Below are 11,849 nucleotides of genomic sequence, written 5' to 3'. Positions count from 1 at the left end.
TTCCAGCGTCAAGCCCATGTGCATGAATTCGAAAGGCGCTTGACAGGCGATCGCGGCCAAAGATCCTTGCCCGGTCCCCGGTCCCCGGTCCCCGGTCCCCGGTCCCCGGTCCCGCTTCCCAGTCCCCTGCCGCAATGCCAGACTCGGCGGCCGAACGGACTGATGAAGAATCCCGCATGAGCGACAAGATTCCCCTGTTGATCGACACCGATCCCGGCGTTGACGACGCACTGGCGTTGCTGATGGCGTTCGCCGACGAGCGCCATGAGGTGGTGGGCCTGACCATCGCCGCCGGCAACGTCGGCCTGGGCCACACCGTGCGCAATGCGCTGAAGCTGTGCGAGGTGGCCGGGCGCCAGGACGTGCCGGTGTTCGCCGGCTGCGCCGACCCGATCCTGCATCCGGCGGTGGACGCGGCGCACGTGCACGGCATGGACGGCTTCGGCGACATCGGCCTGCCGGCGGCGGCGCATGGCGCCGCCGCCGAGCACGCCGCCTTGGCCATCCTGCGCCTGTCGCACCAGTACGCCGGCCGCCTGCTGCTGGTGGCGCTGGGCCCGCTGACCAACATCGCGCTGGCGCTGAAGCTCGACCCGACCCTGCCGCAGCGCGTGCCGCGCTTCGTGGTGATGGGCGGGGCGATCACCTGCCACGGCAACATCACCCCGGCCGCCGAATTCAACATCGCCTTCGACCCGGAGGCGGCGCATATCGTGTTCTCCGCGTTCCCGCGCATCGACGTGGCCGACTGGGAAGCCACCGTCGCCCATGGCCTGCCGCACCGCCAGGTCGAGCAGTGGCTGGCCGCCGACGCGGACAAGGCGCGCTTCTACGAGGCGATCTCGCGCAAGACCCGGCTGTGGTCGGAGGATTCGCGCGGCGAGCACTGGTACGCGGCCGACGCGCTGGCGATGGCCTGGGCGCTGCAGCCCGACGGCGCGCTGGAGGTGCAGGCGCGGCCGCTGCAGGTCGAACTGGCCGGGACGCACAGCCGCGGCGCCACCCTGGTCGACTGGAACCGCCAGCTGGGCCTGGCGGACAACGCTTCGATGCTGATCCGCTACGACCAGGCCCGCTTCGAGCGGCTGGCGCGCGCGGCGGTCGGCGCCGGCTAGGCGCCTGCCGCTGCGCATCGGGCGCCCGCCGGCCGCGGCCCGGCGCCCGATGCACGCGGAAGGCTTGCGCGGCAGGCCCAAGGGTTGATAACATTGCCCTCTTGTCCAGCAGCCCCCTACGGTGCGTGCCCATGAAGGCCGACATCCATCCCCAATACCGCGACGTCGTTTTCCACGATGTCACTTCCGATTTCAAGATCCTGACCCGTTCGACCATGTCCTCGAAAGAGACGGTCAAGTGGGAGGACGGCGAAGAGTATCCGCTGATCAAGGTTGAAATTTCCTCGGCTTCGCATCCGTTCTACACGGGCAAGCACAAGGTCATCGATACCAGCGGCCGCATCGACAAGTTCCAGAAGCGCTACGCGCGCTGATCGGACGGTCGTAAGGCTGCACCAAGACGGCCGCGCCCTGCGCGGCCGTCTTTTTTGTCGCTCTGGTTTCAATCCGGTTCCGGCCCGAATCCCTTCGTCAAGCGACGATGGGATGCAACGCTGTGTCGCATCGCCGGCCAACGCCGTACGGCCTCAGTACGAGCGACTACTCAAATGTTGCTGTGCGATAATGGCGCGATCCGTGGTAATTGCCGTGGACTTCCTTCACGCGTCTGTTCGCAAAGCACGGACAGGCGCCTTCCACTGAGGAGCGCACACTGTGTCCGATCTTGATCAGGTCACGCTGAACGCCGGCGACAAGTCGGTCGTTCTGCCGGTACTCAAACCCACCTTGGGCAACGATTGCGTCGACATCTCCAAGTTGACCAAAGAAACCGGTCTGTTCACCTACGACTCGGGCTTCACCGCGACCGCCAGCTGCAAATCGGCGATCACCTACATCGACGGCGACAACGGTGTGCTGCTGTATCGCGGCTACCCGATCGAGCAGCTGGCGGAAAAGTCCAACTTCCTGGAAGTGGCCTATCTGCTGATGAACGGCGAGCTGCCGACCGCCGACGAATTCAAGAAGTTCGACCACGAAGTGACGCATCACACGATGATGCACGAGTCGCTGAAGAACTTCCTCGGCGGCTTCCGCCACGACGCGCATCCGATGGCGATGATGGCCGGCACCGTGGCCTCGCTGTCGGCGTTCTACCACGACACGCTGGACCTCAACGATCCGGAGCAGCGCCGCCTGGCCGCGATCCGCCTGATCGCCAAGGTGCCGACCATCGCCGCCGCCGCGTACCGCTACTCGATCGGCTGGCCGATCCGCTACCCGCGCAACAACCTGGGTTACGTCGAACGCTTCCTGCACATGATGTTCGAAGTGCCGAGCGAGCAGCTGGAGATGAACCCGGTCGTGGCCAAGGCGCTGGACCTGCTGTTCATCCTGCACGCCGACCACGAGCAGAACGCGTCGACCTCCACCGTGCGCCTGGTCGGCTCCACCGGCGCCAACCCGTACGCCTCGGTGGCCGCGGGCATCACCGCGCTGTGGGGTCCGGCGCATGGCGGCGCCAACGAGGCCGTGCTGAAGATGCTCGAGGAGATCGGCACCGCCGACAACGTCGATTCGGCCGTGGCCAAGGCCAAGGACAAGAACTCCGGCTTCCGCCTGATGGGCTTCGGCCACCGCGTGTACAAGAACTTCGACCCGCGCGCGAAGATCATCCGCGAGATGACCCACAAGGTGCTGGGCGAGCTGGGCGTCAACGACCCGCTGCTGGAAGTGGCGCTGAAGCTGGAAGAGGCCGCGTTGAAGGACGACTACTTCGTGCAGCGCAAGCTGTACCCGAACGTCGACTTCTACTCGGGCATCATCTACAAGGCGCTGAATATCCCGGTGGAGATGTTCACCGTGATGTTCGCCATCGCGCGCACCGCCGGCTGGGTGTCGCATTGGCTGGAGCAACAGGTCGATCCGGAAATGAAGATCGGCCGTCCGCGCCAGATCTACACCGGCTACGACAAGCGCGACTACAAGGGCGACGCGCAGCGCTGATCGCGCGGCCGTCCCTGTCGCCACGGCGCCCCGCCTCGCGGGGCGTTTTTTTTTAGGTGCGCGCACTGCCGGCGGGCAGGCGCCGGTGGTGTCGCCGTCGCCGCTGCGGGACGGCGCCTCGCCCGAGCCGCCTTGTGCTGCCGAGCCGTGCGCGCGTGGCCATGCGCGCCAGATGGCGCGGCCCCGGGTCGATCGGCCGCGCGGCTTGGCCATGCGATCCATTGCCGCGTTGATCACGCTGCGAAATCGCCGGGCGACCGTGGCGCGTCCTCGCCTTGGCGGTACAGCTGCCGGATCAGCGCCGCTGGTAGTCGGCGATGTCCTGCTCGGTCAGCAGCTGTTGCAGCTGGGCTGCGGAGGCGCGCCGCATCGGCTTCTCGTCGACCTGCGACAGCGGCGCCTGGCGCAGCGCGTCGTACGGCAGCACGGTCAGGTCGAAGCCCAGCTCCTCGGCGCTGAACAGCCACACCGGGAAATCGTCGCTGCGCTCGCGGTCCAGCCGCAGCCGGCGCATGCGCGACTCGGCCGGGATCCGGTGTTCTTCGAGGAAGCGCGCCACCGCGTCGGCGTCGTCGCAGTGCAGGTGCAGCTGCACCGGGCTGTTGCCGTCCGCGGTGCCGTCCAGGACCGGGCCGACCAGCCGCGGCGCGAAGGCGTGCAGGAACGCCATCGCGCGCAGCGCCGCCTCGCGCCGCCGACGCAGGGCGTCGGCATGGTCGGGGCCGGCGAACAGGCGCTGGTATTCGCGCAGCGCCTCCTCGATCTCGCGGTTGCGCGGCAGCGACGCATCGTCGTGGATGCCGAGGCGGGCGGCGGCCTTGAGCTTGGCCTGGTGGAAGTCGCGAATGCCGCCTTCGGCCATCAGCCGCGCGGCCTCGTGGGCCAGCCGGTGGCGGCGTTCGTGGGTACGGGTCTGGGCATGTTGCCGCGCGTGGTGCATGGGGCCGCCTCCCTCAAAGCCTGCCCCGACTGTACAACAGCGCCGTGACAGCGGCATGCAGCGCGGCCACGCGCTGCAGCCGGCTCGAATCGTGCCCGGCTACGCAGCGTCCGCCAGCCAGCGCCGCCTCGGCACCGGAGCCCGCCGAGTCCCGAGTCCCCGGTCCCGAGTCCCGCGCCCCTCAGAAGATATCGAACGCCGCATCGTCGGTCTGCTGGTCCTGCAGGCCGTAGTCGAATTCCTGGATGCGGTCCATGTCCTCGACCTTGACCCACTCGGTGGCGCCGTTGAGCGTGGCCTGGACCATGCCGCTGGGCGGCTCGTTCAGCGCGATCGGCTTGTCCTTCAGCGCCGCGCGCATGTACTCGATCCAGATCGGCAGCGCCGCCTTGCCGCCGTACTCGCGGTAGCCGAGCGAGCGGAAGTCGTCGCGGCCGACCCACACCGTGGTGACATAGGGGCCGCCGAAGCCGGAGAACCAGGCGTCGCGGTGGTCGTTGGTCGATCCGGTCTTGCCGCCGACGTCCTCGCGGCCGAGCACCTTGGCCGCGGTGCCGGTGCCGCGCTGGACCACGTCGCGCATCATCGACGTCAGCTGGTAGGCGGTGCGCTCGTCGATCGCGCGCGGCGCGACCTTGGCCTCCGGATCGGCCGGCTTCTCCGCTTCGGCCACCGCCGCCGGCGCGGCCGTGGCGGCCGGCTTGGGCGCCGGCGGCGGGGTCGCGGCGCCGAAGTTGAAGCCGTCCACGACCTGGCTGGCCGGCGTCGCGCTGCCGCCGACCGTGCCGCAGCTGCGGCAGGCGGTGGGCGGGTGCTCCTGGAACAGCACGTTGCCGTCGCGGTCGACGACCTTGTCGATGATCCAGGTGTCCACCCGCGAGCCGCCGTTGGCGAACACCGCATAGCCGCGCGCCACCGACAGCGGGGTCAGCGACGCGGTGCCCAGCGACATCGACAGGTTCGGCGGCAGTTCGGCTTCCTCGAAGCCGAACTGGCTGATGTACTTGCGCGCGAAATCCACGCCGATGCCGTCGAGCAGGCGCACCGACACCAGGTTGCGCGACTGCACCAGCGCCTCGCGCAGGCGCATCGGCCCGCGGAAGCCGCCGCCGTCGTTCTGCGGCGACCAGGTCTTGCCGCGGCGGTCGCGGAACACCACCGGCGCGTCGAGCACGATCGACGCCGGGTTGAAGCCCTTCTCGAACGCCGCCGCATAGATGAACGGCTTGAAGCTGGAACCGGGCTGGCGCCGCGCCTGGGTGGCGCGGTTGAACTTGTTGCCGGCGTAGCTGAAGCCGCCGACCAGCGCGCGCAGCGCGCCGTTGCTGGCGTCCAGCGACACCAGCGCGGACTGGCCGCGGGGCAGCTGGGTGACCTCCCATTCGCCCGGCTTCTCGCCGGCCTGGATGCGGACCAGGTCGCCGCGCTTGAGCAGCGCGGCGGGGCTGCGGTTGGCCCAGCGGCTGGCGGCGGCCGGCAGCACCACTTCGGTCTTGTTGGCCAGCACCACCGTGGCGCTGCCGTCGCTGCCGGTGCTGGCGACGATGGTCGGCAGCATGCCGGCCTGCACCTGGATGCCGGCCAGGTGCTGCGCCAGCGCGGCGGCATCGGCATCGGCGGCCACGTCGAAGTGCTGCTCCACGCCATGCCAGCCGTGGCGCCGGTCGTACAGCTGCAGGCCGTGGCGCACCGCCGCGTTGGCCGCGGTCTGCAGCGTCGGGTCGATCGTGGTGGTGACGTGGTAGCCCTTGTCGAGCACGTCGCCGCCGAAGCGCGCGATCATCTCCTGGCGCACCAGTTCGGCCACGTACGGCGCCTCGACCTCGACCGGCCGCTCGTGCGGGGTGGCATGCATCGGCACCGCCTTCGCCGCCTCGGCCTCGGCCGGGGTGACGAAGCCCAGCGCGGCCATGCGGCTGAGCACATAGTTGTCGCGGCGCTGCTTGGCCCGCTCGGGGTTGCTGATCGGGTTGCCGCTGGACGGGAACTTGGGGATGCCGGCCAGCGAGGCCATCTCGTCCAGGCTCAGTTCGTTGAGCTTCTTGCCGTAGTAGTACTCGGCGGCGGCGGCCACGCCATAGGCGCGGTTGCCGAAGAAGCTCTTGTTGAGGTACAGCTCGAAGATCTCGTCCTTGCTCAGCTCGGCCTCGATCTTGCGCGCCAGCAGGATCTCGGCCAGCTTGCGGGTATAGCTGTATTCCGAGCTCAGGAAGAACTGGCGGGCGACCTGCTGGGTGATGGTGGAGCCGCCCGGCACGCGCTTGTCGCTGGTGGTGGCCAGCAGCCACACCGCGCGCGCGATGCCCTTGTAGTCGACGCCGCCGTGCTGGTAGAAGCGCGCGTCCTCGGTGGCCAGGAACGCCTGCTTCAGCCGCTCCGGCACGTCCTTCATCGTGATCGGGTAGCGCCGGGTCTCGCCGAACAGCGCCACCAGCCGGCCGTCGCTGGCGTAGACGTACATCGGCTCCTGCAGCTCCACCTGGCGCAGCGATTGCACGTCCGGCAGCTTGGAGGAAATGACGTAGTACAGACCGCCGGCGGCTGCCGCCCCGATCAGGGCGAGAACGACGAACGTGACCAGCGCCCAGCGCAGCCAACGACGAAAACGGGGCATCGAGAGAGATTCCGATTGCAGATTTCTTGGGCGCAGAGTATAGATTACGCCGGGGGTCGGCTGGGGCCGGTTCCGGGGATGCAAGGGGTGGGGTGGCCACGGGCGCAGCGTGACGCAGGTCATTGCTTGTGCGACGGGCTGTTGCCAATTGCAAAAAATTCGTTATTAATGCGCGGGCGCAACTTAGGCGTCCAAGTGCCCGTCGGCAGGGGAAAATCCGTGGGGCTTATCCCAAAAAGTCAGCAACCGCTGATCGGGGTCGATATCAGTTCGACCGCCGTGAAGCTGCTGCAGCTGTCGCGTAGCGGCAATCGGTACCGCGTGGAGCATTACGCGGTCGAACCCTTGCCGCCCAACGCCGTGGTCGAGAAGAACATCGTCGAGGTCGAGGCCGTGGGCGAGGCGATCCGCCGCGCGGTGACCCGTTCCGGAACGCGCGCCAAGCATGCCGCCGCGGCGGTCGCCGGGTCGGCGGTGATCACCAAGATCATCCCGATGCCGGCCGACCTGGACGAGAACGACATGGAAGCCCAGGTCGAGCTGGAGGCGGTGAACTACATCCCGTACCCGATCGACGAAGTGAACCTGGACTTCGAGGTGCTCGGGGCGATCCCGAACAACCCGGAGATGGTGCAGGTGCTGCTGGCGGCGTCGCGTTCGGAGAACGTGGAGCTGCGCCAGTCGGCGCTGGAGCTGGGCGGGCTGGTGGCCAAGGTGATGGACGTGGAGGCCTTCGCGGTCGAGAACGCGTTCGCGCTAGTCGCCAACGAGCTGCCGGTGGCCGCCGACGGCGTGGTCGCGCTGCTGGACATCGGCGCCACGATGACCACGCTCAACGTGCTGCGCGGCGGGCGCAGCCTGTACAGCCGCGAACAGGTGTTCGGCGGCAAGCAGCTGACCGACGAAGTGATGCGCCGCTACGGCCTGACCTACGAGGAAGCCGGCATGGCCAAGCGCCAGGGCGGGCTGCCGGAAAGCTACGAGATCGAGGTGCTGGAGCCGTTCAAGGAGGCGACGGTGCAGCAGATCAGCCGCCTGCTGCAGTTCTTCTATGCCGGCAGCGAGTTCAACCGGGTGGACCACATCGTGCTGGCCGGCGGCTGCGCGGCGCTGGCCGGGCTGCCGGAAATGGTGGAAGAACAACTGGGGGTGGCGACGGTGGTCGCCAACCCGCTGGCGCAGATGACCCTGGGGCCGAAGGTCCAGGCGCATGCGCTGGCCCAGGACGCGCCGGCACTGATGATCGCCACCGGCCTGGCTCTGAGGAGCTTTGACTGATGGCGAAAATCAACCTGCTGCCCTGGCGCGCGGAGCGCCGCAAGCAGCGTGAGCGCGAGTTCTACGCGATGCTGGGCTTCGCCGCGCTGGGCGGCGTGCTGCTGTCGCTGCTGATCTGGTTCTACTACGACCAGCAGATCACGGGCCAGAACGAGCGCAACACGTACCTGGAAGCCGAGATCGAGAAGGTCAAGGCGCAGAACAAGGAAATCGACCGGCTGGACGAGCAGAAGTCGCGCCTGCTGGCGCGCAAGCAGGTCATCGAGGAGCTGCAGGCCAAGCGTTCGCAGATGGTGCATCTGTTCGATTCGCTGGTGCGCACCATCCCCGACGGCGTGGTGCTGACCGCGCTGAATCAGGAAGGCGACATCCTGACCCTGGAAGGCCGTTCGCAGTCCAACGCGCGGGTCAGCGCCTACATGCGCAACCTGGAAGGCTCCGGCTGGATGACCAACCCGGAATTGACCGTGATCGAGGCCAAGGCGCAGGACGAGAAGGAGGCCAAGGGCCCGGTCGTCGACACCAAGGCGCTGCCGTACGTGTTCACGCTGAAGGTGAAGCTGCCGGTGCCGGGCGAAGGCGCCGACGCCGCCGATGCCGCCGCGGCCGGTGCGCAACCCTCGGCCGACGCCGCTGCGGCCACCGGCCCGGAGGCCGGGTCCACGCCGGCGACCCCGGCTCCGGCCGCTGCGCCGCCCGCGGCGCCCGCCACGCCGGGCGCCGCGCCGGCGCCGGCGTCCGTCACGCCTGGCGAGGCCGCCGCGCCCGCCGCCACGCCAGCGCAACAGGGACCGGCGTCATGAGCAAGAAAGTCAATCTGAAAGAACTCGACTTCAACAACATGGGCAGCTGGCCGCAGCAGGCCAAGGTCGGCTTCTGCGTGCTGCTGGCGCTGTTCATCCTGATCATGTCCTGGTTCCTGCTGATCAGCGGCAAGCGCGAGGAGCTGGCCACGCTGGAGCAGAAGGAAACCGATCTGCGCCTGTCGTTCGAGAAGGAGCAGGGCCGCGCGGTCAACCTGCAGCCGCTGAAGCAGCAGCTGGCGCAGATGGAGCAGGTGCTGCAGCAGATGCTGCGGCAGCTGCCGAGCAGGACCGAAATGCCCGACCTGATCATCGACATCTCGCAGACCGCGCTGTCCAGCGGCCTGGCCAACGAGCTGTTCCAGCCCGGGCCCGAATCGCCGAAGGAGTTCTACGCCGAGAAGCCGATCGCGTTGCGCATGGTGGGCAGCTACCACCAGTTCGGCGCCTTCGTCAGCGGCGTCGCCTCGCTGCCGCGGGTGGTGATCCTGACCATGCACGATATCAACCTCAAGCCCAAGGACAAGAAGGCGGGCATCACCGCGCGCGGCGAGCTCGAACTGTCCGGCACGGTCAAGACCTATCGCTATCTCGACGACAAGGAGATGGAGGAGCAGGAGAAGGCCGCGGCCGAGGCGAAGAAGGGTACCAAGCAAGGTGGTGGCGCATGAGCCGGACAGCGGGTTTGAAGCTTGCCGCCGCGCTGGCGCTGCTGGCGCTGCTCAGCGGCTGCGGCCGCGGCGTGACCAGCACGCCGGGCGATGCGCCGAACCTGGAGAGCTGGGTGGCCGAGGTGCGCGCCCGGCCGGCGCCGCCGCTGGATCCGTTGCCGGTGATGCAGCAGTTCGAGACGTTCGAGTATGCGGCGCAGGGCATGCGCGATCCGTTCAGCGACGCCTGGGCCGATCCCGACGGCAACAGCGGCCTGCGTCCGGATCCGAACCGGCGCAAGGAACCGCTGGAGCAGTTCCCGCTGGATAGCCTGGACATGGTGGGTACGCTGGGCAGGGAGCCGGGCCTGGTCGCGCTGGTGATGGCCCCGGACAAGGTGACCTACCGCGTGCGTCCCGGCGTGTATCTGGGGCAGAGCGATGGCCGCGTGACTGGGGTGCACGAGGATCGCATCGATTTGATTGAACTGGTGCCGGATGGCGCTGGCGGTTGGCTGGAACGTCCGGCTTCCGTCGCGCTGGACGATCAATGATTGATTATGGGGATAGCACGATGACTTTTTCCAAAGCCCTGAGCATGCGTCCCATCCGGCGCCATGCGAAGGTACGGTTCTGCGCGTTGGGGTTGGCGACGATGCTGGCGGGCGGCGCGTTTGCGGCCACGCCGGCGCAGGTGTCGGTACCGGCGGGGGCGCAGGATCCGGCGAAGACGGTTGCGGCCAAGATCAGCGTCTCGAAGATCGACTTCAAGCGCGGCGAAGGCGACGCGGGGCGGCTGATCCTGCGCTTCAGCGACGCCGGCGCCAGCCCGGATCTGCGCACCCAGGGCAACAGCGTCGTGGTCGACGTGGGCAATGCCGTGCTGCCGGCCGAGCTGCAGCGGCCGCTCAACGTCACCGACTTCGCCACGCCGGTGCAGCGCATCGACGCCAAGCCTTATGGCGGCGGCGCGCAGCTGGTGCTGAGCACCAACGGCCCGTTCGAGTCGCTGGCCTACCAGTCCGGCAACGAGTACGTGGTGGAGATCTCGCCGCGCGCGGCGGCGCCGGCGGTGGGCGCGATCAACGCCACCACGGTCGGCCAGGCGGCGGCGCAGGTAGCCAGCCGCGGCTACAGCGGGCGCCCGGTGACCTTCAACTTCCAGGACGTGCCGGTGCGCACCGTGCTGCAGTTGATCGCCGAGGAGTCCAACCTCAACATCGTCGCGTCCGACACGGTGCAGGGCAACGTGACCCTGCGCCTGGTCAACGTGCCGTGGGACCAGGCGCTGGACATCGTGCTGCGCGCCAAGGGCCTGGACAAGCGCCGCGACGGCGCGGTGATGTGGGTCGCGCCGCAGCCGGAGCTGGCCAAGTTCGAGCAGGACAAGGAAGACGCGCGCATCGCGATCGAGAACCGCGAGGACCTGATCACCGACTACATCCAGATCAACTACCACAACGCGCAGGCCATCTTCAAAGCGCTGACCGAAGCCAAGGGCATCGGCGGCAGCGGCGGCGGTGGCAGCGGCGGTAGCGGCGGCGGTGGCGGCAGCAGCCAGAACGACAACGGCTTCCTGTCCCCGCGCGGCCGGCTGGTGGCCGACGAGCGCACCAACGTGCTGATGGTCAGCGACATCCCGAAGAAGGTCGCGCAGATGCGCGAGCTGATCGACGTGATCGACCGGCCGGTCGACCAGGTGCTGATCGAAGGCCGCATCGTCATCGCCACCGACACGTTCGCGCGCGATCTCGGTGCCAGGTTCGGCATCTCCGGACGCAGACAGTACGGCGGCAACACCGGTGCGGTGAGCGGCAGCCTGGAGAACAACACGTCGATCATCCAAGACGGCGTAACCAACGTACCCGGCGGGCTGAACGTCGACCTGGCGGCTGGCACCTATACCACCACCGCTCCCGGCGCCATCGCCTACACGTTGCTGGGCGCCAACTTCTCGCTCGATCTGGAGCTGTCGGCGATGCAGGAGGAGGGTCGCGGCGAAGTCGTGTCCAATCCGCGCATCGTGACCACCAACCAGCGCGAAGGCGTGATCAAGCAGGGCAAGGAAATCGGCTATGTGACCATCACCAGCAGCGGTACCGGCACGTCGCAGGCCAACGTCCAGTTCAAGGAAGTGTTGCTCGAGCTGAAGGTCACCCCGACCATCACCAACGACAACCGCGTCTTCCTCAACATGAACATCAAGAAGGACGAGGTCGAGCGCTACATCGTGCTGGACGGCTACGGCACCGTGCCGGAAATCAACCGCCGCGAGATCAATACCGCGGTGCTGGTCGACGACGGGCAGACGGTGGTGATCGGCGGCGTGTACGAGTTCACCGACCGGTCCAGCATCGCCAAGGTCCCGTTCCTCGGCGACATCCCGTTCCTGGGCAACCTGTTCAAGAAGCGCGGACGCAGCAAGAGCAAGGCCGAGCTGCTGGTATTCGTGACGCCGAAGGTGCTGCGGGTCGCCAAGAGCCGCTGATACGCGATCGCCGCCGT

At 68.1% G+C, this 11,849-nt stretch carries 10 protein-coding genes; 8 read left to right on the top strand and 2 right to left on the bottom strand.

What is annotated here, in order from left to right; all coding sequences use genetic code 11:
- The first annotated feature begins 176 nt into the window (after positions 1-176).
- From JR065_RS18460 to JR065_RS18450, 3 genes are all read left to right on the top strand, one after another.
- On the top strand, positions 177-1,115 hold the full coding sequence (locus JR065_RS18460) for a nucleoside hydrolase (protein ID WP_206235865.1): 939 nt from the start codon (positions 177-179) through the stop codon (positions 1,113-1,115).
- A gap of 131 nt (positions 1,116-1,246) precedes the next feature.
- A complete protein-coding gene (locus JR065_RS18455) occupies positions 1,247-1,489 on the top strand; it encodes a type B 50S ribosomal protein L31 (RefSeq protein ID WP_010341537.1) in 243 nt (80 codons plus the stop codon).
- A 280-nt stretch (positions 1,490-1,769) separates the two neighbouring features.
- Positions 1,770-3,059, top strand: coding sequence for a citrate synthase (locus JR065_RS18450; RefSeq protein ID WP_206235863.1), 1,290 nt, complete (start codon positions 1,770-1,772; stop codon positions 3,057-3,059).
- 295 nt (positions 3,060-3,354) lie between these two features.
- On the opposite strand, the gene JR065_RS18445 is transcribed toward JR065_RS18450, so the two are convergent.
- Positions 3,355-3,999, bottom strand: coding sequence for a hypothetical protein (locus JR065_RS18445; RefSeq protein ID WP_206235861.1), 645 nt, complete (start codon positions 3,997-3,999; stop codon positions 3,355-3,357).
- Between the two features lie 181 nt (positions 4,000-4,180).
- Positions 4,181-6,613: a penicillin-binding protein 1A gene (locus JR065_RS18440; RefSeq protein WP_206235860.1), complete on the bottom strand. Its 2,433-nt coding sequence runs from the start codon at positions 6,611-6,613 to the stop codon at positions 4,181-4,183.
- A gap of 219 nt (positions 6,614-6,832) precedes the next feature.
- Here JR065_RS18440 and JR065_RS18435 point away from each other — a divergent pair, with 219 nt between their 5' ends.
- Genes JR065_RS18435 through JR065_RS18415 form a run of 5 tightly spaced genes read left to right on the top strand, consistent with a single transcriptional unit; the run spans position 6,833 to position 11,832 of the window.
- On the top strand, positions 6,833-7,891 hold the full coding sequence (locus JR065_RS18435; protein WP_343237299.1) for a pilus assembly protein PilM: 1,059 nt from the start codon (positions 6,833-6,835) through the stop codon (positions 7,889-7,891).
- Positions 7,891-8,694: a PilN domain-containing protein gene (locus JR065_RS18430; protein ID WP_206235857.1), complete on the top strand. Its 804-nt coding sequence runs from the start codon at positions 7,891-7,893 to the stop codon at positions 8,692-8,694. Before JR065_RS18435 ends, JR065_RS18430 begins: the two co-directional genes overlap by 1 nt.
- Positions 8,691-9,365, top strand: a complete 675-nt coding sequence (locus JR065_RS18425) for a type 4a pilus biogenesis protein PilO (RefSeq protein ID WP_206235855.1) — start codon at positions 8,691-8,693, stop codon at positions 9,363-9,365. Before JR065_RS18430 ends, JR065_RS18425 begins: the two co-directional genes overlap by 4 nt.
- Entirely contained in the window at positions 9,362-9,898 is a 537-nt protein-coding gene (locus tag JR065_RS18420) for a pilus assembly protein PilP (RefSeq protein ID WP_206235854.1), read from the top strand. The genes JR065_RS18425 and JR065_RS18420 overlap by 4 nt, the downstream gene beginning before the upstream one ends.
- Before the next feature lie 20 nt (positions 9,899-9,918).
- Positions 9,919-11,832, top strand: coding sequence for a type IV pilus secretin PilQ (locus JR065_RS18415; RefSeq protein ID WP_206235852.1), 1,914 nt, complete (start codon positions 9,919-9,921; stop codon positions 11,830-11,832).
- Positions 11,833-11,849: the final 17 nt, after the last annotated feature.

The organism is Xanthomonas sp. (genome assembly GCF_017163755.1).
GTDB lineage: Bacteria > Pseudomonadota > Gammaproteobacteria > Xanthomonadales > Xanthomonadaceae > Xanthomonas_A.
This window is presented reverse-complemented; position numbering and strand designations above follow the sequence as displayed.

Bases quoted from the DNA above. Each gene is read 5' to 3' on its own strand.
- JR065_RS18440 (WP_206235860.1), bottom strand. From the start codon at position 6,613: ATGCCCCGTTTTCGTCGTTGGCTGCGCTGGGCGCTGGTCACGTTCGTC.
- JR065_RS18420 (WP_206235854.1), top strand. From the start codon at position 9,362: ATGAGCCGGACAGCGGGTTTGAAGCTTGCCGCCGCGCTGGCGCTGCTG.
- JR065_RS18415 (WP_206235852.1), top strand. From the start codon at position 9,919: ATGACTTTTTCCAAAGCCCTGAGCATGCGTCCCATCCGGCGCCATGCG.
- JR065_RS18425 (WP_206235855.1), top strand. From the start codon at position 8,691: ATGAGCAAGAAAGTCAATCTGAAAGAACTCGACTTCAACAACATGGGC.
- JR065_RS18445 (WP_206235861.1), bottom strand. From the start codon at position 3,999: ATGCACCACGCGCGGCAACATGCCCAGACCCGTACCCACGAACGCCGC.
- JR065_RS18455 (WP_010341537.1), top strand. From the start codon at position 1,247: ATGAAGGCCGACATCCATCCCCAATACCGCGACGTCGTTTTCCACGAT.
- JR065_RS18430 (WP_206235857.1), top strand. From the start codon at position 7,891: ATGGCGAAAATCAACCTGCTGCCCTGGCGCGCGGAGCGCCGCAAGCAG.
- JR065_RS18460 (WP_206235865.1), top strand. From the start codon at position 177: ATGAGCGACAAGATTCCCCTGTTGATCGACACCGATCCCGGCGTTGAC.